Source organism: Echinicola strongylocentroti (assembly GCF_003260975.1).
GTDB classification, from domain to species: Bacteria; Bacteroidota; Bacteroidia; order Cytophagales; family Cyclobacteriaceae; genus Echinicola; species Echinicola strongylocentroti.
Map to the genome: position 1 here is coordinate 1,217,972 of NZ_CP030041.1, position 24,347 is coordinate 1,242,318.

The window sequence follows — 24,347 nt, forward strand, 5'->3', positions numbered from 1 at the left end:
GCTTATTTTAGTTGCTCATTTCTTTTTGATGGTACTTGTATTGACGAAGTACCCATTGGCATTCCAGACGTGTTGGATAAATTCGCCCTGGTAAAGGGTTCGTATGCATACCTTATTTCCTTCACATGAAAGTCCCTAGGTATAGTTAGCTTTACTTGATCACCAGTTATATTTCCAAGGACTGAAACCGACTGTCCCTTCCCGTTGACCAATTCAAACCCCATCACTTTTTCTCCATTAAGCGTGCATAGCCCCTCCCCGTGGTCAAAACTTACGAAAATCGCCTCCTGTCCGCATTCCACTGAACTCATTTTTGGGGCATCGGCCAATACTTCCATACCATAGGTTTGGGAGAGTGCTTTTAGGGCCAAGCGTTCACCTACTTTCTTCTTTTTTGTAGGATGTACATCGAGGGAATCTCCCAGGTCCACAGTGACCACCATTTCTGAAAACGAAAGCTCTTGGGCTATTTCCTGTTGCATTTTCCTGAAGTTGGGCCAAGAGGGTCTGGCCATCCCGGGAAGCTGAGCGTACACTATGGGAAGGGATGGATTGTGCCACTTTTGCCTGTAATCCCTGACCATCTGAAAAAACATTCTTTTGTACAAATCAGGATTATGGGTGTTACTTTCCCCTTGGTACCATAGTATTCCCTTGACATCAAAAGGAATGATATTGCTCAATGCTGCATCATATATATAGGAAGGTTGATAAGGGTGTCGTTGTCGTTCGGAAAATTTATTGCTCATATTTACCGTTGCCCTTTCCCTTACCCATGGCATGATATAATCAGAATTCGCCCAATTCTCTAACAGATTAACCAACAGTGGATCTTCCCAAAGTGCCTTTTTATCCACAAAGGCTTCGATCGGGGCTCCTCCCAAACTTAATTGTACAAGGCCTATAGGCACGTTAAGCTGACCTTGGACAGATACTCCAAAATGATAGGCGACTGCAGAAAAGCCTTTTCTTTCAACATTCCAGTACCCCTTAAAATAGCCGAGCCCATTGACCTTTTTAAGGGTTAGGCTATCCCATGGGCTGTTATCCGTTGCCTTTATTGCATGGAATTTAAAAAGTCTAATGTTATTGTTTTTTAGCTGTCTTCCTTCCTCTCCCCATGACTGGGAAGCTTGCAGAGGGAAATCCATATTGGATTGGCCCATACACAACCATACATCCCCCACCAATACATCTTTCAAGGTAATGCACTGTTTGGAATGGTTGATTTCCATAACAAATGGCCCTCCCGTTTTGACTCCCGTAAGGTATAGCTTCCATTTACCATGTCGATCCACTGTGGTATGTCTTCTTTTGCCTTGAAAATCTACCGTCACCACCTGACCTGGATTACCCTTTCCAAATACAGGAATACTATCTCCTCGCTGAAGTACCATACCATCACCAAATAATTCCGGCATGTGCAATCCTCCAAAATCTTTCAAGAGGTAAGAATAAACGGTTTTCGCCATTAATGCCGCTCCTTCTTTTACGGGGTGGATATTGTCAGGAAATAAGTCCGGACGTTTTACTAGCGGGGCAAATAGGTCTATCAACTGCACCTCATTTGCACGGGCCACTTTTACCATCTTGTTATTGATGACCTGATGCCAACGGTGAGTTCCTGACTTGAAGCGTGGATGGCCACTAAAAATGGGGCTTAGCAGGGCTACATAGATTTCAATGTTTGGGTTTATCTTCCTGAATTGTGCTATTAGCCAAGCATAATCAGCTTCGAAAGCAAGCCCATAATCAGGCCAATTCCTCGGGTCTGTATCGTTTAATCCCAAATTGATGACCGCTATATCCGGCTTATACTTCAATGCACTGTCAAATTCTTCGGTCAAATAATACGGGCGGTGCCCTTTACGCAGCAGCGTGGCCCCACTGTGACCATAATTTTTAACTTCATATCCCTCTCCCAATAGCGCTTGGAGCTTGGCGGGGTAAGAAAAAACACACCTTTTCGGAATCCCCAGACCATAAGTAACTGAATTGCCTATACAAGCCACCTTGATTTTAGTTTGACCATTTACATTGATCAGGGCCAAAAACAATAGCATCGAAAGGATTGTTGCCCTTGCTGTTCGGTTCTCCAAGGTATTCATTCTTTCCACTTGTTCTTATTGATAAATATCCATTGGGTTTACCTTATCCAATTCAGTCAGAAACTCCATGGTTCTATCGGTCAAAACATCCAAAAAACGTTCACCTTTCTTGGAAGAGGCCTTTTGCGGATTGCCAACTCCTGTATCTTCGCTTACTTTCCCCCAATTCCTGGGCGTCCATACCAACTTACTTTTTAGGCCTCCCAACTTAAATCCCGTCGTTTTCCCTTCACCTGCTTCTTCCAAGGGCAAAACCAGCTCTGGGTAGCAAAACTGCATGATGCTGGTTTCCATTTCCCCTGCATGGTCACCGGGCTCATCAAAATAATCTTCATTATTTAGTACTTTAAACCAGTCTATTACTCCAATAAAACAATGTTCAAATTGGATCTGAAGCTCCCTGATGATCGGTTTAAATTCATTGCCCCCGTGACTGTTGACAATGACCAATTTGTGAATTTTTTGACGATCCAGTGACGTAAGGATATCCTGCAATATAGCCAACTGGGTAGTTGGTCTCGTATGAATACAAAAAGGATAATCGATCTGCCCGGGATTTTGTACACCCAAAGGGATGGAGGGAAGTACCATACATTTGACCCCATTCCTATGCGCCTTAGAGGCGGCCATTTCTGCAATTTTTTCAGATTGAAGGGTATCCGTCCCATAAGGTAAGTGATAGTTGTGCGGTTCTGTGGCTCCCCAGGGTAGTAGGGCAATTGTAAACTTTTCTTCCTTGACCGTTTTCCAATTGGATTGGTTCAATATGTATTTTTTCATTGTTTATTTGCTTTGATCAATGATCCTCTCAACACCTATCGGCTAGCTCTTCTGACATGGCTAAAATGTCCTATTTATCTATCCCACTTTCCATGGTCTTCCAGACCTGATAAAGTGCCCGCGGCACGTGAAAACAGCCTTTCCACTTTCCTCCTTTGAGATCGAGCAGTACATCTCCCCTTCTGTTCAAATACCCGAACCACTCCCCTTCTTTGGCATCATAAAAATTCCCCCAAGCATATTGGTGTACCGTCTCAAACCACTCCCAACATCGCTTGTCCCCGGTCATCCGATATCCTTTTGCTAATGCCACCAGTGTTTCTAAATGTACCCACCAAAGCTTTTGGTCCCATTCCAGTTGCTGAGGAGGATGACCTTTATGATCCAAGAAATAAAATATCCCTCCGTACTCTTTGTCCCAGCCATTTTCCAGCTGCCTTATCATTATCGTTACGGCTTTGTCGGCAAGGGATTGGTCTCCCCGTCTTTTTGCTATATCCATCATAAACCACATAGCTTCTATAGCGTGCCCGGGATTGAGCAAACGGCCTTCAAAGCTGTCGGAATACCCATTGTTCGATGTCCTGTTTTCGAACATCAACAAAGAGTCCTGATCGAGAAAATTCACCATGACCTCTTGCACACAAGTGTCCAGAAGTCCTTCTACCAAATCATTGTCCAGCAAGGGCTCCATTTCCAAACAGAGATTGCTAAGGATCATGGGCAAAGCAAAGTTCTTCAAGGGCCGGGTTCCGGGATAGGATTTGTTGTATCTTCCTTTAGGGTTTTCCTGACGATCCAAAATCCGTTGGAAAATCCCCACGGCTTTGCTACCTAGTTCCTCATTTTGTGAAATCTGTCCATATTTCGCAAAGGCCATTGCCACGAAACAATCTGAGAAGATATTATATGGCTGTACCAATGGACTTCCCTTTTGTGTCAGGGAAAAGTAATAGTCACCGTTACTGTCACTACCATGTTTTGTTAGAAACTCGATACCAAGCCTGGACATGGCCAACCATTCCTCCCTTTTATCCACTTCTTGATAGAGTAAGCTAAACATCCAGGCTTGTCTTCCTTGGAGCCATACGAACTTATCGGTATCAAATACCTTCCCCTTTCTGTCCAAACAGGTAAAATAGCCCCCGTTTTCCCAATCGGGGGAATTTCGTTCCCAAAAAGGAATGACATTTTCCAAAAGTGCAGTCTTATACTGCTGGCTATAATCACGAATCTTATTTTTGTCCATGGTATGCGATGGTATATTTCCTTTATTAGGCAAGCTATTTGATCTGATTATTTAAAATACTGCAAGTACTTCCACCTAAAAGTGGAATCTTTAGCATAGGAGTGGTTAGGGAAATGCCTGTTCACTGAATCCACTTCAGCTACAAATCGATCTAAAATACCCTTGTCATAGAATGGATCATCAGTTTCTTGTTGCCACTTGACCAAGGCTCCAATCATTTCACCTTTTATGGAGACATATTGCGGATTTCCTATTAAGTTCCTGAACTCATATGGATCTTCCTGTAGGTCATAAAGCTCATATTCGGGCGGATTTTTCCATGTGGCGTAAGCTGCCCTGACCTCATCGGTGCCTTGCATAAGCTCTCCCTCCTCAGTTCCACCGTCAAAATGTCCATTTAAATGATCAGCATAAAATGAATACTTTGGGTTTTCTCTTGTATACAATAGGTTATGTATCAGTTTATAGCGGTCGTTTCTCACACTTCTTCTCGGGTAAAAAAACAAAGAAGTGGAACCTGCACCTCCGGCAAAAACATACTCTCTCCACTGCCCTTCTGAGCCTTGGCCCAATAGTGGCAATAGCGATCTCCCATCCAAGGAATCGGGGCATTTAGCTCCGGTAATATCCATGATAGTGGGTACAATATCGATGGAAGACACCAGCTCCTTCCGCATACCAACATGAGGATTTCGGGGTGGATAGCGAATGATCAATGGCACTCTCAGACCCGCTTCATAGTTAGAGCACTTTGCTCTAGAAAATTGGGGCCCATGATCTCCCATGTAAATCACCACTGTATTTTCCAATAACTTTTCCTCCTCCAGTTTCTTCAGCAACAATCCCACAGCGATATCCAGACGGGCCATGCTGTTGTAGTAGTTTGCAGTGTACTCTCGTAATCTTCTACTGTCCACACCAATAAAGGGCAGCGTGCCAGTTACATCATCTGCATCCAAAGGCTGTGGAGGTAATCCATCCACTTGCTTTTGAAGTGGGAAATGGGCATCGGGAAAATTGACCATTAGAAAAAAAGGCTTTCCAGCATCCATTTGGATAAATTCCAAGGCACTTTCAGCATATTTTTCCAATTGCACTTTTTCAAAATTGGCACCCTTGATGGCTTCATAATCCCACTTGAAAGAAGTAGCTGGGTTAACATGCCGTTTACCGATAATCCCAGCACGGTATCCTACATCATGTAAATACCCCGGGAGGGTCTTCAATGAATCATACATCTGATAATGATGAGTGGCCAATCCAATCTGTCCATTTTGGTGAGGATATAATCCTGTAAACAGGGTCGAACGAGATGGACTACAGACCGAATAGGTAACAAATGCATTGTCAAACCTTACACCAGTTTCAGCAAGCTGGTCAATATTGGGTGTGGAAACATCCTGATTACCGTAACAACCTAGTTCAGGTCCATTATCCTCTGATACGATAAAAAGGACATTCATTTTTTCCTTTGCTCCTGATCCATTTTTTGCACCTTTATCACATGATGACAGAAGCAGTACGGCCAAAAACCAGCCCCATAGAAAAACACTATTTTTTATTTCAATGGCTTTTATCATGGGACCAAGTCAGTAATCGGTATGATCTGGTAGGTCATATGTGCCTGGCTGCTTTCGTACAGGATCCCCAGATAATCCTCATCTATTACGGTTAGGCAGGAATAGCCCCATCCTTTCCCTTCATCCAGTAACAGTCCACTAGACCAAGACACTCCTTCATCCTGACTGGATTTAATGGTCATATCATACCTACCGTCTGTTACGGCCGGATTTGAAAAGAACAGATGAGAGGCATCCATGGATTGCCTGTTTTCAGGGTAGGTAATGAGACTTGCCATACAAACTGGCTCGACCAAGGCAGATCTGCTTGAGGGATGTTCCTGCCAGGTTTTTCCAAGGTCCTTGGTGACGGCTACCGACCGTGCCCCACCCCTGTTGTCCCTCATGTTCAGCATCAGGCTTCCGTCATTGAGCTCGACCACTTGCGCCTCGGTAGTGTTTGACTTGGCTCCAGTACCGATATGCCATGTTTCCCCTTTGTCCTGACTGTAAATCACCGTGCTATGAGGCATGTCATTTTCATCTTTAAACTGTCCAGCAAAGACCAATGTCCCATCCCTCATCGTAATACCTTTTCCTGGCCCGTTGAACATGAGTTTCCATTCCTTCTTTTTGAGCTGTGCAGTGATATTGATGGGAGCGGACCACGTTTTCCCATCATCCTTGCTCTTGACCATCACCAGCTGTCCTGTTTCATCTGGGGAAATCCCCTTACCTGAGCTGAACCATGCTCTTTTCCCCGGTTTTCCATGCAGCCAAAGTGCGACCACATAGATCGTGTTGTCACTTGGATCCACCAGAATGGCGGGATCCCCAATACCATTTTCCTTCTGGGGTTTTCCGCCCCACTCCTCCATATCCATGATGATTTTCATTGGCTCCCAGTTTTCCCCTCCATCAGTGCTCCTGCTCATTCCCACATCAATATCCTCCTGAAGATCCACCGAACTGTTGTGCCGCACATCGTACACAGCGATCAAACTACCTTCCGTGGTGGTCGCCAATCCGGGAATCCTATAAGCCGCTATCCCATCATCGCCTGCAGTCCTTAGGCTGGTTGCCAAACGCAGTGGCATCGAGTTGACTTGCTTTGAAAGAGTAGCATTGGACCTGGCAAACGTTATATCTTTTAAGCCAATTTGCAGCGTTTCTTTTAAAGATGCGTTTTCCTTGGGCTGAATGCCGAGCACCAATTTATGTGAACCAGGTGAAAAAGGCCTGTCCACATCAATCAATACTTTTTTACCTACCTTTACCAGTGCCGCTAGGGGTTGCCGTTTATCACCTGCGGCATTTTCCAATTCATGGATCGTTAGTGATTCCAAAACCTCTGCCCCCTCAATAGCCAATGACAATTCCTCCAGTACATCCCCTTCCTTTAGGGTAAATTCCATAGAAAGCACATCGTTATTTTGCCCTTTGATTACCGGATACGTGTGCTGGTTTACTGTTACCTGTACCTCGGCAGCAGCCCCGGTTGGCCGTGAAGTACAGCTGCCCATCATGATCAATAAGCTTCCCATTAGGAATGCGTGCATTTTGTTGAATGTTATCATCTCCAATATTTTTCTTAATTAAGCTTTTTCCAATGTTTTATTTACCTGTTTCCCCTTCTTATTCCCCAATGAATGGATCGTTAAGCCATCGATATCCCGCTTATCGGTAAAGAAGAAACTACCTATATAAGTCATCCCCATCGCACTTACCAGACCGGTCAGGGCATACAAGTGAATACTAAGGTCCGAACCGTATTTTACGGCCACCTGCACCAATGCACTGCACAATAGTCCAAGCAATGCGCCCTTCCCATTGACGCTATCCGACAGCATTCCGATCAGAAAGATGCCACCCAAGCCTCCTGCAAAAAGCCCTATGATCATATTGAACTGGTCCCAAAGTGACGGGAGTCCCAAACTGGCCATCACCAGGGCAAAACCTGTCCCAAAAACCCCAACAATAACGGTTACCCACCGGGCAAATCCCAGGGTGTTTTTACCGGTGGTATCTTTGGGAAACCATTTCTGGTAAAAATCTGTGGTCACCACTGTGGCCACCGAATTCATGCTACTGTCCAGACTGGACATCGCTGCCGCAAAAACTGCGGCAATCAACAAACCGGATATACCTGTGGGGAGTTGGGTCACAATATAAAAGGGAAAAATACTATCGGTATTTTGGACTGCTGGGCTAAGTTCTGCAGGGTGCAATTTGTAAAACAGGTAAAGTGCCGTCCCCATACTAAAGAAGATCAGGGCTGAGGGCAGTGCCATCAATGCACCAGTAGCAATCCCGTTAGCTGCAGCCTTCTCATCCTTGGTGGTCAAGTACCGTTGGACCACGGTCTGGTCACTGCCATACTGTACGATATTTGCCGCTATCCCCCCGATGAGCACTACCCAAAAGCTGGTACCCGTAAAATCCATGCGCATGTCAAAGATCTTTCCTTTTTGGTTATCCATGACTATGGACATTAATTCGGCTGGACTTTCATGGATTTCATAAAAAACAAAACCTAGACATATCAATGCGCCACCAAGGAGTACGACCACCTGGATCACATCCGTCCAGATCACTGCTTCGATGCCACCCAGGACGGTGTATACAATACTCAAAAGTCCCATGATCAAGATACACATGGAGACATCTATTCCAGTCACCACAGTCAGTGCCAGGGATGGAAGGAGTAATACGATTCCAAGTCTTCCCAGCTGAAGCCCCACATAGATCAAGCTACCGATCAGCCGTACCGATCGGTTATACCTCAATTCCAAATATTCGTAGGCTGTAGTGATATTCAACCTTCTAAAGAATGGCAGAAATACACCTATGATTATGGGAGCGACAATGATAATGGTCATCAATAAAAAAAACAGGGTCCAGTCTGTGGCAAAGGTCTTGGCCGGTATGGCCATAAAAGTAATCGCGCTAAGCTGAGTGCCGAATATACTGATGCCAGCCGCCCACCATGGAACCCTTCCACTAGCCTTAAAAAAGTCCTCAGTGGAATGCTGCTTTCCAGAAATCAAAACCCCCATCAATACCAAGGATCCCAAATAGAGTCCCAAAACGGTATAGTTGACCCAGCCAAAAGCGCCTTCTTTTTTGAATCCCACGCCATGGATGGATGCGGTCCGCACCCCCGGAGAGATCTCCCCTGATGGCAATATCACCTCCCCGCCCCATGGCACGGCCGTAGTAGTAACAGGCACCGTGAATGGAAGCCTGCCCATGGTATGCCAACTGTCCGTTATGGTATGATAGACCTGGATATCCCTGTCGAAGCCAGGATGGTTTTCCATCAAGATGTCCCGTTTTTGTATAAGTTCTTGCCGGGCCAAGGTATCCACAACCTCAGAAAGAGCTGCCCCATACCGCTCGAGTTCATTGAAGGTATCTCCCCTGACACCACCATAAAACACGATTTGGCCTGCCCCCTGTGCTGCGGCAGTTCCTGCCGATAATGTAAGGGGGTTTCCTTGCTCATCCTGTATACTGCTTATTTTTTTCCAACCTTCCTTTTGAGGGTCATAACAGAAGGCATCTGCATACAACTCACTTACACCAGTTTCCTGTAGCCGCCGTCCACCAAATAGAAAAAAACAATCGTTCATCCCATTGTTCTGGACAGCAGAAACGGCATGTGAACGTGGTTTTCCAGGCCATGACGGCAACCTCTCCCAACGCAGCTTATCTTGATCAAGATCCATACGGAAAAAAGCATCGGAAACCACCTCTCCTTCCCCACCAGCCAGGTATGCGCTAGCCCCTACTAACCCTCCAGTGGAATTGCTAAGGGCTAAGGGCAAATCAGGCAGGTATTGTAATTCCACTTGCCGTATCACGGGGTCCCACTTCAGTAGAAATACTTTTTTGAATGTAGCGTTTTGGTTATTGCCACCGATGCACAAAAGCCCTTTTGGTGTGCTAATACTGGTACCATAGGCGACTGGAAAGGGCAACTTCAGGTCCAGTCCTTCTACCCAACGATATCCCCCAGGTGATTTTTCCAAAACGTAAACATGCTGTGAGAAGTGTTTCGTTCCTCCTTTCCACGGTGCTTTGTCTGGAAAATTGGCACCACCTGCCAAGATCAACACATCCTCGTGCACACCGGCAAACATGCCCGCATACCCTAAGGACACACTGTCTCCCACAGCTGCCGGCATGTCCGGTAGGTCCTCAAAGGTAAAACTCCCTAGATAGTTATCGAAAAGACCTTGTCCAAGGACGACTTTTCCGAAGAATGTAAAAAATAAGATACTGGCAATATAGGTTATAGCTCTCATGGATGGATGTTTAATTTACAATGGGAATTTGGCTTGTCCTATTGCCCCTGCTTTGCGTGACTACTCCACTGGAAAAAGCCCTGTTGATCGAGATCCTTTTCCAATTTCATATAATCATTCTTGTCCAGCTGTTGTACGGGATAGCGGAATTGGCCACAGTCAAGACCACATAGTTTCATAATAGCCTTTCCGCAGGCCGCACCACCATAATGAGCAAATAGGCTGATCAGGTCAATGGACTTTTCTTGCCAATGCCTGGCCGCTTCCATATCCTGCTTTTGAAAAGCCTCTATAAGGTTCTGGTAAAGTGGTCCGGCATAATTATAGGTACTGCCTACTGCCCCTTTTGCTCCCATGGACAATCCTGCCAGCATGGTCTCATCCCATCCCCAAAGAATATCATATTTACCAGCTTGGTAGCGCAGACATTTGTTAAACTCCATTAGGTCATTGTGCGTGTATTTGATCCCAGCAAAGTTGGGGATTCTTCTCCCCGCCTCTTCCAAAAAGTCCACCATTGGAAGTTCCACTTTGGAAAGCAAAGGGATATGGTAAAAATAAAATGCTTGACCAGGTGCCGCCGCGGCAATCGGCTCATAATAGTCCACCAATTGCTTCACCGAATTGGGCCGCATGTAATAAGGAGCCGTAAGCGCAATCCCGTATAGGCCTAACTCATGGGCCTTCTTTGCCAAAGAGACGGCTTCTTTCTGGTTGGTCCCTCCCAACATGGCCATCACTTTAAATTCGGGGGAGGAAAAAGGTGCCCATGCCTCAAACAACGTTATTTTTTCGTCATGGGTCATGGCTGCACCTTCTCCAGTAGTGCCAGCAATAAAAACCCCTGCCATACGATTAGCACTTAAAGAGCGTGCGAGAATAGGGATTTTACGCTCATCAAGGGATCCGTTTTCGCAAAATGGTGTAAAAGTGGCCGCGATTAGGCCGTTTATTTTCTTGAACTTCATGGTTGCTTTTTTATGGACAGGAAGGCAGCTGCCTTCCTGTCCCCTAACAATTAATTTCCGTATCCTGGATTTTGGGTGATTTTAGAATTGAGACTTATGGTGTTCAACGAGATAGGCCATAAGGTCAAGTATTGCTCATTTTCTCTACCTTGGAGGGAGGGTACCAGCTCAAATTCCTTGTCAAACCTCACGAGATCCCACCATCGTTTTCCTTCAAAGGACAGTTCCAACAGCCGTTCCTCCAATATGGCCTCATCATTGGCAAGCTGCCCCATGTCCACAAAACGGTGACCTTCAAAGTCCTCGCCATAAGCCCTTAGCCTCACCTTATTCATCTCTTCTGATGGATCCATTCCCAAGGCATTTTTTGCCTCGGCGATCATTAACAACAAGTCCGCATAGCGGTACAATACCACATCATCTAAAAACCTACGGCCAGAAGGGTCGATATATCCCCTTAATTTGGTCACTATATTCGCATAGGGTTCCATTTGTCCATCTTCATTGGGAATGGAAATACTGAGGAAGGTGGCGTTTTTACGTTGGTCTCCATTGGTATAAGCGGAGGTGACCACTGGCGAAGGTCCCCAACGATTCAATCCACCACCTTGGCCAATTTGGTCAATAACTTCCGGGTCTGCCCCTGCAGGGATTTGGTCGTCCCTTATGTACATGCCACTGTTGTAGTTTGTCCCGGATTCCAGGTCCCTAAAATGCACGGCCATCAATATTTCATTATTGCCTTTGTTATCATATCGGAAGATATCATCATAATTAGGCAGAAGGTCCAATTCAGCAATATCTGCCTCTTGGAGAGCCTCCAAGGCTGTCTGCAAATCGGCATCTCCTCCGTCCAGCTGCTTGGCCGTCCAAAGGTAAACATCCCCCTTAAGGGCGTTTGTAGCGGGTTTGCTCCACGATACTTTTCCAGCAGACAACGAATTATCGGGATAAAGTGATAAGGCCGTATTAAGGTCTTCCTTTACCTGCGCGAATACTGCGTCTACCGAGGAACGCTCCCTAAAAGTCGTTTCGGCATCATATCCTTCTGTTGGGCTGGTCACCAGTGGGACGCCTCCCCAGGTTTTGGCCATGGTAAAGTAGACGAACGCCCGCATGGTATAGGCTTCTGCAAGCATTCTGTTTTTGTCTGCCTCATTGGTAAACCCAATTCCAGGGACATATTCGATCAAAAGATTAGCATCGTGCACCACGGTATACATCCGCAGCCAGTCTGGGCCGGCAAAATTGGGATCAACCGTATTTTCAAAATACCTTTCCAAGCCCTCGGAAGCCTGAAGTCCATAGGTCAACGTTCCGCTACGTCCCTCTCCCCAAGTAAAAAGGTTGCTGGCTGACTGGTCTCGAAAGCGCACATACATCCCGTTAAGCGCGCCCTTGGCGTTATCCTCTGTGGTCCAAAACCCGGCAACAGTGATTTCACTCGTTGGGGTAAGTTCCAAGTTCCCCGTACATGAGACTACCGGCAAAAGAACGCCCAAGCATGCCGCCGCTTGTATTAATTTATGCTTTATATTTTTCATGATTTTTCGTTTTGGGTTAAAAACTGACATTCACACCGAACAAAAAGCTTCGTGGAATGGGATACCTTCCAGAATCCGTCCCACCTTCTTCAGGGTTCAGGCCCGTATACTGGGTAAAATAATATAGATTGGACCCTGTCATATAAGTCCTTACATTCCCGATTTTCAGGGCATTCACCCACTTTTTTGGTAGGGTATAGCTCAATGTCAACTCCCTTATGGCCAAATAATCTCCCTTCTCATAGTAGAAGGTATTGCCACGGAATGAATTGTTTTGTGCCAATTGGTCTGCCCAATAATACCGTGATATATCGGTCACATCTCCCTGTTGCTGCCAGGAAGTAGTCGTTTCCTCCAATATCCCTATATCTCCCTGATACTGACCGTTAAACCTTGCTCTCGTTTCATGGTAAATGGTATGTCCCAGTGCAAAATCAGTACGAATGGTGAGCGAAAGCCCCTTGTAGTTAAATGTATTGGTAAATCCGCCCGTCCATTTGGGATAGATATTTCCTGCATATACCCTGTCTCTACTATCGATAGAGTCATTTGCGTCCAAGTCTGCCCAATTCACATCCCCTCCAAATTTGCTTTTGTCGGTTCCCGGCACCAGTTCATCATAAGGTCCTTCTGCGGCCTCTTGGTCTGTTGCATACACGCCAAGCTGTTGATAAGCAAACAAATCACCGATATAACCACCTTCCTGCAAGCCTCCTTTCCATGTGTATTGGCCGGTCACTTGATCATATACCAAGACACCGCCTATCCGATTGTTCTCGTTATCATTCTCTGGCAGCTCCACTACAGTATTAATGTTGTAGGAGGCGTTTGCAGAAACATTCCAGGCAAAATGCTGTTTTTGGATGATTGCTGCACCTACTTCCATTTCTACCCCCTCATTTCGTAGGGAACCCAAATTGGTCAGGATGCTGCTAAAGCCAGTAGACTGTGGCAGTTCCAAATTGGTCAAAAGATTATCTGTCAATCGGTTATAATAGTCAGCAATCAAGCTCACCCGGTCGTTGAACAATCCCAAATCCAACCCAATGTCAAATGTTCCTGATCGCTCCCATTGTAGGTCCTGATTGGCCATTCTGTTATTTTGGATCGCCGCTTGATCATTATACCTGTTGCCAACAGAATACAAGCCTTGGGCATGAAAATCTGACAGGTTACCGATGTTCCCGTTCACACCATAGGAAGCTCTTACCTTGAATGACGAAAATGTCTCTGGCATATTTGTCCAAAACGCTTCCCGGTGCAAGTTCCATCCGGCAGATATTCCCGGAAAAAATCCCCAATAATTATTGGATCCCAGATTGGATGCCCCATCGTAACGGGCCGTAAAGGAAAACAGGTATTTTTTGTCAAAGTCATAATTGACCCTACCAAAATATCCGATAATGACCTGCTGGCTCAAAGAGCTACTCACTGCAGTTGGCTCTGCTGATGCATTTAGTGTTGGGATCAGGTCAGATGCAGCGCCCCTTCCAGATGCGCTGGCCACATAGTTTTGTCTATCGTAGTATGACCCACCCAGCTTAAACTGGAAATTATGGAGTCCCAGCATTTTCTGATAGCTGAATACACCATCAAACTGTTTCTGCCAATAAGTGGAATTATAAGCCGAAGCATTCCGGGAGTCCACAAATTGCGTCGGGCCATTGTAGTAAGATTTTTGGAAACTATTTTCAGTCGTCTGTACATAATACAAGGAAGCCATTGGCTCAAAGGTAAAGTCCTTAAAAATCTCCCAATTGGCTCCTCCTGACAAAGTCATTCTGTGGGTGGCATTGAGTGCATCGACCCGACCAAGCTGGTACAGGGGATTCCCCATACTTCTATTCTGGCCAGGGGCTAGGGTTCCGTCCTCATAGTATAGTTTCGCAGTTGGAGGAAGTCCCAAGGCCCTTTGAAAAAGCTGGTTTTCACTATATACTTGACTATTGGAACTGGAGGTAAAATTCAACCTTCCATATACGCCCAATTTGTCGTTCACTTGGATGTCCCCATTCATACGGGTGGTAAACCGTTTGAAATCCGTATTGATGGCAACTCCTTCATTATCTAGATAGCCCACTCCTATATCATACCTTGCCTTTTCTGATCCCCCACTGACGTTTATATAGTGATTTTGGCTTACCGCTGTCCTAAAAAGTATATCCTGCCAATCAGTTTCCGAAAAAATGATGGTTTCATCAGGGTTGGCTGGATCTGGCATGGATTGCCAGCCCTCATTGAGTTTGTATTCATTTTCGGAGGTGAGGTACTGTGGGGTAAATGCAGTGGTATTGGAAAGGTCGTTTCCTATACCAAACCCATTGGCCAAATCCAACCTAAAAAGGTGTTCAGGGTGTTTTTCGGAGGTAGCCAAGACACCTTTTCTGTTAAAATAGATATAGTCCCTTGCAGATGCCATATCATACTGGTTCCACATCTGCGAAGCACCGATATTGAACCGATAGGTAACCGATGTCTTGCCCACCTTTCCGGACTTGGTGGTGATGATTACTACTCCGTTTGACCCCCTGGCTCCATAAATGGCCGTCGCTGCAGCGTCCTTCAACACCTGCAGTGATTCTATATCATCAGGATTGATATCATTCATATTGCTCCTGATCACCCCGTCTATAATGTATAGTGGTTCGGCACCATTGGGGTTATTGATAGAGGTTCCTCCTCTAACAATGATCCTAGGAGCTGCTCCCGGCTGTCCAGTGGTGGTCTGTACCCTCACGCCTGACACCGTTCCTTTCAATGCCGAAGCCGCATTAGGAAAAGGAATATTCTCCAGTACCTTTTTGTCGAGCTTGGCCACAGAAGAAGTCAGTGTCTCGCGGGATTGCTCACCATATCCGATAACGACGATTTCGTCCAGTTGCTTGGAGTCTGTTTCCATACCAACATTAATATTGGATTCATTATCGATGGTGATATTTTTGGTAACATAGCCTATATAGCTAAATACCAGGACATCTCCCGTGTTGGCAGCGATGGAAAACCTTCCATCCAAATCCGTTACGGTACCTTGAGAGGTGCCGTCTATTAAAATATTCACTCCGGGGATCGTTTCCCCTGTGCTGATGTCCGAGACAATGCCTGTGATGTCTTTATCCTGGGCAGCAAGCCCTTCGGAAAAAAACACTAAAAGCAATATCAGACATGTTCTCAAGTAATTTTTCCAGTACATATCTTTTTGGGTTATAGTGTGATGGTAAGTGTAATAGATGATGAAAGCTTTTGAAGTGGTAACTGTACAGTTGCTGATCGCTAACAATTGCTTACCTAACAAAGCTAGCAAGGGAAATTTTCAATTATGGGTATCAGGGATCCTGAAAAAGGGCACCAAAAGTCCGGTAAGGTGAAATATTGTACTTAAAAAGGGATAAAATCGTACGGGAAATAAATTTCCCTATCAGCATCCACCAAAATATCAGTGAAAAAAATTAGTTTAGAAAGTTCAATGACGTTTACAGATGATATGTTATATCGCCCTTGCATTTCAATATTCCTCTTGATGTTGACATGTACAGCATTACTTGGCCAGGGCACGGGCCACCCTTTCTATAAATTCACCCATTTTACTTCGCAGGACGGTCTTCCCCAAAATTCCATTTTGGCCATTCTCCAAGATGACATGGGCTACCTATGGTTTGGAACCGATGATGGATTGGCCAGGTTTGATGGCTATCAATTCACCGTTTACAAACACCAATTCCAAAACCCAAACAGCCTCAACAACAACGTGATCAGGGGATTGGTCCAGGATAAAAACGGGTATATCTGGATCAGTACAGAAGGTGGGGCATCAACATCTATGACCCTACTACCGCTTCCTTTTGTTCTGTGCGAAACAGTGAACTGATTGATTCAAAAAAAACAGGCTCTTTATTGATCGATCACCAGGGAAATATATGGGTCAGCACCTTGACGGATGGTATATATAAGGTCAATTTGCCGCATTCATCTGAACTTCATCACTTGGACCAGCTAGTGGGCCAGCTCAAAGTCTCCCATTATACCAAAGACAATTCAAGGTTGGCTGACAACAATATCTGGCAGTTATTTCAGGACAGTGACCAGCAGATATGGATAGGTACTTATGACCATGGAGCCCAGCTAATCGACCCGGTAACAGGATCCTTTTCCTCCGTAGATATTGATCACCACGGGAGTAAGGTCAGGTCTGTAAAGGGGTTCTTTGAGGATCATGAAAAAAACCTTTGGGTAGGGACCGAAAATCACGGGGTTTTTATAAAAACTTCAGGTAGTGAATCGTTCCAACCTTTTAAAACCTCGTCTGGGCTGGAAGAGGAAAACATCACCAGCTTTTTACAAGACCAACAAGGCAATATCTGGATCGGAACCTTGGGAGGCGGCCTTTTTGTCTACGAAACTATAACTTCTACCGTCTTTCATTACGATGACAATCCCAGTGACAGCTACAGTTTGAACGGAAAATCGGTCTATACCATGCTGGAGGATGTAAATGGGAATTTGTGGATCGGTATGTATTCTGGTGAAGGGCTGAACAAAATCAACCCCTCTTCCCAGCACTTTGAGCATTATCGTCCACAGGCCAATGACAGGGGAAGTTTATCTGGAAAAATGGTCAAATCAATCCTTATCGACCATCAAGAAAACCTTTGGGTCGGAATGTTCAATGGAGGCTTAAATGTGAAAATGGATGACTCCAACAATTTTCATGAGGTTCCCCTTAACAAGAATACTGGACAGGGCTCCACCAATGTTCAGGTGATTTTTGAGGACAGTCACCGCCAACTATGGATAGGCACGGATGGCTCAGGGCTCTACCAATACTCCCCTTCTTTGCACAAAATAAACGCATATCACCATGATGTTCTTGATAGCACTTCGCTAAGCAAGGATGAAATCTGGGCCATTGCCGAAGATGCAAACGGCAGCTTATGGATAGGCATGGCAAATGGAGGAGGACTGAACAGATTTGACCCCAACACGGAGCAATTTGAACATTTCTTCCATCGTCCAAGCAACCCACGAACTCCTAGTTTCAACGATATTCGCACACTTTTGGTGGATTCCAAGAACAGGCTTTGGATTGGCACCTATGGAGGGGGACTTAATCGATATGATTTTGAGACAGAAACTTTCGTGTATTATAAACACGACCCGTCCAATCCCCAAAGCATTAGCCATGACATTATCACTTCGCTACATGAAGACCAACACGGGGCCATATGGGTAGGTACCTTTGGAGGAGGCCTGAACCGATTGGATCCTGCTACAGGACATTTCATTCATTTTAGGGAAAAAGATGGACTTCCCAGTGATGTAATCAAAGCCGTATTGGAGGATGACAGTGGACAACTCTGGATCAGTACGGTAAAAGGGTTGTCTTCCTTTAATCCAGAAATGGGTACTTTCAAAAACTATACAGCCGAGGATGGTTTACAGTCGAATGAGTTCAATTTAGGATCTGCATTCAAATCAATCGATGGAAAAATGTATTTTGGCGGTACCAATGGCTTTAATGCCTTCCTTCCAGAACAGATAGGTCTCCCACAAAGCCCCAAAAAGCCTGTATTGACCAAACTCCGCGTACTTAACCGTTTGGTCCATCCTGGCGATACGGTGGAGCAAAATGTATTGCTTGTCAATAGTATTAGTTACACGGATGAGCTGACCCTCTACGATGACCATAACAGTTTTGAACTGGAATTCAGTGGCATGGAATTTAACCAACAGGAAAAAATCGGATACGCCTACATGCTAGAGGGATTCGATAAAGATTGGGTGCACACCGATGCCTCTAGGCGCTATGCTGCTTATTCCAACCTGTTGCCCGGTAACTATAACTTCAAGGTAAAGAGCACATCTGAAAATGGTCTTCAAAGCTCAGAGGAACGCACGTTACGCCTGTCAGTACTACCTCCTTGGTACAAAAGCACCATTGCCTTTTGGGTATATATTGTCCTTTTTCTCCTGATTGCCTATTTCGTCAAATCTATCATTAGTTTCCGGATCAAGATGAAAAACGACCTTCGCTTTGAACGCCTTGAAAACCAAAAACAGGAAGAGATCAACCAACTCAAACTGAGGTTTTTTACCAATATCTCCCACGAGCTTAGGACGCCGTTAATGCTTATCAAGCTGCCCCTTGAGCAGCTTATCCGTCAAAAAGACCTCTCCCATCAAATCCATCAGCAATTAAACTCGATCCATAACAATGCCTCTCGCTTACTCAGGCTTATCAATCAACTATTGGAATTCAGGAAACAGGAAACTGGGCATCTAAAACTGGAGGTCCAGGAAAACGACCCCGTTTGTTTTGTCAAAAGTGTTTTTGCCTCCTTTGAAGCACTGGCGAAACAACGGAACATCGATTTTAGATTAATTATGGACAATCACTTGCCCAAAAAAATCTGGTTTGACCTTGACCAAATGGAAAAAGTGGCCTACAATCTCTGTTACAATGCCTTCAAGTTTACACCGAATGGTGGAAAAATATCCGTTCAGGTTAAAAACCGTAGCCTAACTGAAGGCAACACCGATATTGAAGGAATTGAAATCATGGTTGAAGATAATGGCAAGGGCATACCTTTGGAATACCAAGACCGTATATTTGAACGTTTTTTCCAAATTGAAGACACCCATCGCAACATCACAGCAGGTACCGGTATAGGTTTATCGTTGAGCAAGAACATTGTCGAATTTCACCATGGAAAAATCAGCATGTCCAGTATTCCTGATGTCCGTACTGTTTTTTCAGTATTTCTAAGAAGTGGTATGGAGCACTTTAAACCTCATGAAATAAGGCCCGTTCCCACCACAGGAAGATCAGAAAGGCCTACATTGGAAAAGGAGCTGTCCACGTTGGATTTACATATGCTCGCCTCCTTTAATCCAAAAAACGATAGTACTTCCGTAGATGCGGCACTAAAGACCAAGAAATTATTATTGGTGGAGGACAATGAAGAGCTTCTTTCCCTTATGAAGTCTGCTTTAAAGGACCATTTCCAGATCCTAACTGCCTCCAATGGGAAGGAGGGTCTTCAAGTGGCTACTTCGCGTTTGCCTGATATCATTATTTCAGATGTAATGATGCCTGAAATGGACGGTGTGGAATTGTGTTCTTTACTAAAAAAAGAAATCAAAACAAGCCATATTCCTGTTTTGCTCTTGACTGCCCGAAGTAATCACGACTACCAACGGGAAGGCTATTCATCTGGGGCAGATGATTATTTGAGCAAACCATTTCCCTTGGACCTTTTGATTGCCAAAATACGAAACCTGCTCCACACCCGAGAGAAATTCAAGGAAGCTTTTAAATTAAAACCTGAAATCATGCCTTCCGAGATATCCATCAGTCCAGCAGATACAGCATTGCTGGAAAAAGCCATCCAGATTGCCGAGAAACATATGGACAATCCAGATTTTGATGTTACGATGTTTGTCCAAGAAATGGGTATGAGCAGGACTGTGTTGTTTGACAAATTAAAAGCCACCACCGATCATACTCCAAATGAGTTCATCCAGACCCTTAGACTAAAAAGAGCCGCACAGTTGCTCTTACAAAGTGAATATAAAATCTCAGAGATTAGCTATATGGTTGGTTTCAATAATCCCAAGTACTTTAGCAAATGCTTCCAAAAGCAATTTGGATGTAGCCCAAGACAGTATTCCAAATCAAAGTTTGGAAGCTAACACTCCCTTTCCATCCCTTTAACCCCGATTATGCATTAGGAATCGTAGTGAGAGCTGAAATTGCAAGAAAATCAGTTAGTTTGGAGGCATTAGCGTAGCACCGCTACGCTAATGCCGAAAACTAAAGTGAAACGACTGATTTTGAAGCAGTTTCAGGTCGCAACAGATAGGCTAATGCATATTCCGGGTTTAACCATTCCAGCAATTCACTCCCCGAGATTTGGGGCAAATGGATGTGCAAAAAGAGTATCCTGTCTTTGTCAGGGCATCTTTCTACAATGCCTAGGCATTCCAATGGTGAGGTTAACACATTTATCGCTATATGTTGACAAGTCCAATCCCAATCCGAAAAAAAACTTCAAGAACATCATTGAAACACCTGACATTGAAGGACATGGACTCTAACAAGTAATTCTTTATTTCCTCCATATTTTCCTGCTTCCACCTTTGTCGAGTCCGATTCTTTCAATCATACCAAAATCATGCATAGTGGTGTTTTTTCTAGACACCACTATGCATGATTAACCAAGCTTTCCTAAAAGATTAAGCTTCTCTAACATTTCCCTTTCTTCTAAAAAAGAGCTCTATCCACTTACCGTGAGCTTCACAAGCCAAAACAAGTTGAAATTTCACCTTGTTTTTTATTTTGACATTGAATTTATTCGAAGACAGATAACACCATCCTCAAAGGAAAGTATTGAGCAAGACCAATCAATAAGACAGGATTACGAACGATTAGAGAAAGAAAAACAGACCATCCTTTTATATTTACTTGAAAAAGGAAAAATCTCAAGGAAAGAGGCTACGATCTTATTGGACTTAAAAAACACAAAAACTTATGAAATCCTCACTGAAATGGCAGGCCAAAACCTTATCAAAAAACAAGGCAAAGGGAGAGCCACTTACTATACGCTTGGTTGACTCCCCCTAAACCTAGGTGTGCCCTTATTGATCTCATATACCAGACAACAGCCGAATATCCTCCACCCAAGGAGAGTAAGGCGACTTTTTGTTTTACTTTCATTTTTTTTGACACACAATATTGAGGCAAAACTCAGCAAAAATTTGCAACAAGGGCTTATTAGTAATGTTATTTAAAGATGCCCCTTCCCTATATTCAGATCTAGCCAAAATCCACCATAGCCTCTACTAAACCATTATTAACCCGGGTTCAATGCTGTTTGGTTAGTGCATATTTGGTATCACTGGTTCTTTTTGATTTACAAAAAACCCTTAACTAAACGGTATTGTATACGGGCCTAATTTGATGGAATATCAATGGGATATAAGGTTCCTCCCGTTGGGGTTCCTCCTTGGTAGGGCGTAAAGTTTTCCAAAATAGGATTATGGCCAATTGGTTTCACCATATGAGGCCCATAATAAACCACGCTACTGTCACTCCAAGGTGATAATGGACCTTCGGACATATTATGATGGTAACATTGGTTTCTATAAATAAAATTGGGCTTTTCAGAAAGATCGTGCTGTATGGACCAAGGCCCCATAATCGCATAATAATTCTCCCACATATCTGCGGGAAGATTGATAACATTATTTTCTATCAGGTTGTCTCCACCGTCGCCAGTGTGAAAACTAACCTCTTGGTCAAATGAGTTTCCATATACGACATTGTATTTTGCATTGGCGCCTTGAATGGAAAAATGCCTTAAGTGGGTCATATAACAACCTGTCACCAGATTATCACCATTAAGGACCATAAAATAGCCTTGGGCTCCGCCACCCTTATTGTGTACACCATCAATATGTAAATTTCTTAAAGTAATATGTGTGGCATTAACCCATACAGGATGCATGGCACTGTTCATGATTTTTACATTATCAAGAAAACAGTCAATGGCATTTTTAAATTTTACTGAAACATTACTGTTATTAGGCAACTCGGTATTTCCGCTGCCTAGCCCCATATTCCAATCATATTGAGGTTCGCCCCAACTTCCCTGAATAGTAAGGTCATATATTCCAGAATTGGAGTCATCACCATCAAAATAAAACGCATTCCCACTGGTCATGGTGATATTACAAATTACACCTTCCCTACTTTCACCTATTAAATATACATCCTTCTTTAAGTCAACTTGTCCATCGATGGTATAGGTACCGTTGGGCAAAAAAACGTATTTTCCAGATGGACATTGGGCAATGGCAGCATTAATTCCGGAGCTATTCATGCTATTTACGGTTATTCCCATTTCTAAACTATCCTTAAAGGGAATTCCGTTCCGGGCCCCTGCCGATCCCCACCGCTCCATTTGGGGATAATCCGCATCCAGCTTGCTATTGTCGATAGCCACTCCAGGGTCACCAATTACACGTGACCAAAGCAGGGATTCTTCACCTATTTTTTTCTCCTCCACCAGTGTACATGCACTTAAGGCGATAAGGACTACAATTAAATATTTTGGGTTCATTGGGTTGTTTGTTTAGGTTATTAATTTATTTCAATGATTTTAATCTGTCAATCGTCAATTTTTAAATATTCCGGGATTTCCAGTCCTCTTAATTGCTTTTGATATATAAAAAGCGACTCCGGCTCCACGTGCTTGCCCCAAGAGACCATCCTGCCTACACTGGATTGAACAAAGCTGGTTCCTTGACCAACATATCCAACAATTACGGGATTGACAGCGGTAAGGGGGCCATAAAGCTTTTCAGGATCATCTTCATACAGTTCCCAAAAATCAAAGTTCGGTCTTGGTCTATCCGTTTGTGTAAAGTTCCAGATAACCAATCCTCCCAAATGGTTAGGTAAGTTTTTATAATTGGCCCCGTGACTGGCCTTTCCCACATCATCCCCATCAAATCCTGCCATTTGACATTGATCAAACAGGGTATTTCTAGGAAAATCCCCATGTAAATCAATGCCTCTATTTATGCCTTTAAACCTGAAAACCACAGATCCAACGGAGCGGTGTGACGCATTTGGGCCATGCCAAGCATTCGCAGCGTCCTCACAATATGCCATTAAGCCCCTTGTGCTGTTATGGAATCCAAAACTGGAATGCCCTCCGTTACCTTCCACCTTGTTGGCCAGAAAAGTACCACATAATGAACTGGAAAAGCTGGCGGCTGCACTAACATTGCTAAAGCTGGTATGCTTAATCCAGGAATTAAAAGTCCGCTGCATGCTAATCCCTGTAAATCCAGAGTCATGTAAAGCGTTCTTATGGTGAACAAATCCCTCCTTAAAGTTTCCTACAAAATGGATGTTTTCTACAGCGCAATTTTCAATGAGGTTAATCTCGAAAACTTCCCACGGTGAAGCGCTATCCATGGCCATGGTTACTGGAGCATGAAGGGAGACGACATTGCCTTTTACATCTTTTACTTGATGCATCTCATCTACTGCGGCTCCTCTTTCGTTTAGTCGACTCCAAATGGGTCTGCTCTCTTTTCCTTCCATAAGACCCTCATTTAAAAATGTCCCCACCGCTGACAAAAGGATAAAATCACCTGATTTTAGGGCACTTGTATTTTTTAGTACAATATCGAAATCCCCTTCTCGCACATCTTCTTCCAAGCCTCCAAGTGAAACCTGTTCGGAGGAGCCTTTAAATTGTATCATCGCAGGAGTACTGTATATTTTTTTGGGATCACGAGGTTCAAGTTCCCATCTCATAAAAAGTAATGTACCATTAGAGCCATTTCCAGCCCCCCTTAAAATAATATTTCCGGCCTCCACTACCAGTCCTTCCTCATTGCCCTGCTGTTCATTTACCAAGTACCGTCCCTTTTGAAACTTAACAATTCCCCCGGTGATCTCTGCAGCATCAATGGCTTTCTGTATTTCCTTGAAATCAGATTTACCATCGTCTGGAATAGCCCCATAATCTCCCACATGATAAATGGGCAAATCAATTTTTGTGGGCAGGTTTTTCTGTCCAAACCCATAACCGGCATAGGAGAAATCAGGGAGCTTCTCCACCATTTTGGCGATAGAGGTTTCTTGTGCACGCAAGTGGACCCTACTGCAAAGAACTAACAACATTAACGAAATAAATATCTTGGCTTTCATAATTTCAATATTGAAAATAAAGAACTACCCTAAATGAGAAGGGGTACAATTTCCCTCCGAAAATCCTCCAATTCAGGGCTAATTTTTTTAGGTATGCCATGGTGAGCTTGGCA

The 24,347-nt window shown here is 44.2% G+C and carries 14 protein-coding genes; 3 read left to right on the top strand and 11 right to left on the bottom strand.

Annotated features, from left to right (window positions below; genetic code table 11):
- Positions 1-2: 2 nt before the first annotated feature.
- The 9 genes from DN752_RS04790 to DN752_RS04830 all read right to left on the bottom strand — a co-directional run bounded on the left by DN752_RS04790 (position 3) and on the right by DN752_RS04830 (position 15,705).
- On the bottom strand, positions 3-2,108 hold the full coding sequence (locus tag DN752_RS04790) for a GDSL-type esterase/lipase family protein (protein WP_112782903.1): 2,106 nt from the start codon (positions 2,106-2,108) through the stop codon (positions 3-5).
- Positions 2,109-2,123: 15 nt separating this feature from the next.
- The gene (locus DN752_RS04795) at positions 2,124-2,888 is read right to left on the bottom strand and encodes a creatininase family protein (RefSeq protein ID WP_112782904.1); all 765 of its coding nucleotides are present in this window, start codon (positions 2,886-2,888) and stop codon (positions 2,124-2,126) included.
- Positions 2,889-2,958: 70 nt separating this feature from the next.
- Positions 2,959-4,137, bottom strand: coding sequence for an AGE family epimerase/isomerase (locus DN752_RS04800; protein ID WP_112786418.1), 1,179 nt, complete (start codon positions 4,135-4,137; stop codon positions 2,959-2,961).
- Between the two features lie 47 nt (positions 4,138-4,184).
- On the bottom strand, positions 4,185-5,717 hold the full coding sequence (locus tag DN752_RS04805; protein ID WP_112782905.1) for a sulfatase family protein: 1,533 nt from the start codon (positions 5,715-5,717) through the stop codon (positions 4,185-4,187).
- Complete coding sequence (locus tag DN752_RS04810; RefSeq protein WP_245949458.1) at positions 5,714-7,255, bottom strand: sialidase family protein; 1,542 nt, start codon at positions 7,253-7,255, stop codon at positions 5,714-5,716. The genes DN752_RS04805 and DN752_RS04810 overlap by 4 nt, the downstream gene beginning before the upstream one ends.
- 36 nt (positions 7,256-7,291) lie before the next feature.
- Positions 7,292-10,003, bottom strand: a complete 2,712-nt coding sequence (locus DN752_RS04815) for a sodium:solute symporter family transporter (protein WP_112782907.1) — start codon at positions 10,001-10,003, stop codon at positions 7,292-7,294.
- Positions 10,004-10,041: 38 nt separating this feature from the next.
- Positions 10,042-10,971, bottom strand: coding sequence for a dihydrodipicolinate synthase family protein (locus DN752_RS04820; protein ID WP_112782908.1), 930 nt, complete (start codon positions 10,969-10,971; stop codon positions 10,042-10,044).
- A gap of 50 nt (positions 10,972-11,021) precedes the next feature.
- On the bottom strand, positions 11,022-12,515 hold the full coding sequence (locus DN752_RS04825; protein WP_112786419.1) for a RagB/SusD family nutrient uptake outer membrane protein: 1,494 nt from the start codon (positions 12,513-12,515) through the stop codon (positions 11,022-11,024).
- Positions 12,516-12,531: 16 nt separating this feature from the next.
- A complete protein-coding gene (locus DN752_RS04830) occupies positions 12,532-15,705 on the bottom strand; it encodes a SusC/RagA family TonB-linked outer membrane protein (RefSeq protein WP_112782909.1) in 3,174 nt (1,057 codons plus the stop codon).
- Positions 15,706-16,032: 327 nt separating this feature from the next.
- On the opposite strand from DN752_RS04830, the gene DN752_RS24875 reads away from it, so the two are divergent.
- The 3 genes from DN752_RS24875 (at position 16,033) to DN752_RS04845 (ending at position 21,122) form a co-directional block, all read left to right on the top strand.
- Entirely contained in the window at positions 16,033-16,380 is a 348-nt protein-coding gene (locus tag DN752_RS24875; RefSeq protein WP_245949459.1) for a ligand-binding sensor domain-containing protein, read from the top strand.
- 26 nt (positions 16,381-16,406) lie between these two features.
- Entirely contained in the window at positions 16,407-20,201 is a 3,795-nt protein-coding gene (locus tag DN752_RS04835; RefSeq protein WP_245949460.1) for a hybrid sensor histidine kinase/response regulator transcription factor, read from the top strand.
- A gap of 621 nt (positions 20,202-20,822) precedes the next feature.
- Positions 20,823-21,122, top strand: a complete 300-nt coding sequence (locus DN752_RS04845) for a hypothetical protein (RefSeq protein ID WP_211324132.1) — start codon at positions 20,823-20,825, stop codon at positions 21,120-21,122.
- A gap of 338 nt (positions 21,123-21,460) precedes the next feature.
- Here the strand turns inward: DN752_RS04845 and DN752_RS04850 are convergent, their stop codons facing one another.
- Both DN752_RS04850 and DN752_RS04855 read right to left on the bottom strand, forming a co-directional pair.
- Positions 21,461-22,630, bottom strand: a complete 1,170-nt coding sequence (locus DN752_RS04850) for a glycosyl hydrolase family 28-related protein (protein ID WP_112782911.1) — start codon at positions 22,628-22,630, stop codon at positions 21,461-21,463.
- 47 nt (positions 22,631-22,677) lie between these two features.
- Positions 22,678-24,234, bottom strand: coding sequence for a DUF4955 domain-containing protein (locus DN752_RS04855; protein ID WP_112782912.1), 1,557 nt, complete (start codon positions 24,232-24,234; stop codon positions 22,678-22,680).
- Between the last annotated feature and the right edge of the window lie 113 nt (positions 24,235-24,347).

Bases quoted from the DNA above. Each gene is read 5' to 3' on its own strand.
- DN752_RS04790 (WP_112782903.1), bottom strand. From the start codon at position 2,108: ATGAATACCTTGGAGAACCGAACAGCAAGGGCAACAATCCTTTCGATG.
- DN752_RS04795 (WP_112782904.1), bottom strand. From the start codon at position 2,888: ATGAAAAAATACATATTGAACCAATCCAATTGGAAAACGGTCAAGGAA.
- DN752_RS04800 (WP_112786418.1), bottom strand. From the start codon at position 4,137: ATGGACAAAAATAAGATTCGTGATTATAGCCAGCAGTATAAGACTGCA.
- DN752_RS04805 (WP_112782905.1), bottom strand. From the start codon at position 5,717: ATGATAAAAGCCATTGAAATAAAAAATAGTGTTTTTCTATGGGGCTGG.
- DN752_RS04810 (WP_245949458.1), bottom strand. From the start codon at position 7,255: ATGCACGCATTCCTAATGGGAAGCTTATTGATCATGATGGGCAGCTGT.
- DN752_RS04815 (WP_112782907.1), bottom strand. From the start codon at position 10,003: ATGAGAGCTATAACCTATATTGCCAGTATCTTATTTTTTACATTCTTC.
- DN752_RS04820 (WP_112782908.1), bottom strand. From the start codon at position 10,971: ATGAAGTTCAAGAAAATAAACGGCCTAATCGCGGCCACTTTTACACCA.
- DN752_RS04825 (WP_112786419.1), bottom strand. From the start codon at position 12,515: ATGAAAAATATAAAGCATAAATTAATACAAGCGGCGGCATGCTTGGGC.
- DN752_RS04830 (WP_112782909.1), bottom strand. From the start codon at position 15,705: ATGTACTGGAAAAATTACTTGAGAACATGTCTGATATTGCTTTTAGTG.
- DN752_RS24875 (WP_245949459.1), top strand. From the start codon at position 16,033: ATGTTGACATGTACAGCATTACTTGGCCAGGGCACGGGCCACCCTTTC.
- DN752_RS04850 (WP_112782911.1), bottom strand. From the start codon at position 22,630: ATGAACCCAAAATATTTAATTGTAGTCCTTATCGCCTTAAGTGCATGT.
- DN752_RS04855 (WP_112782912.1), bottom strand. From the start codon at position 24,234: ATGAAAGCCAAGATATTTATTTCGTTAATGTTGTTAGTTCTTTGCAGT.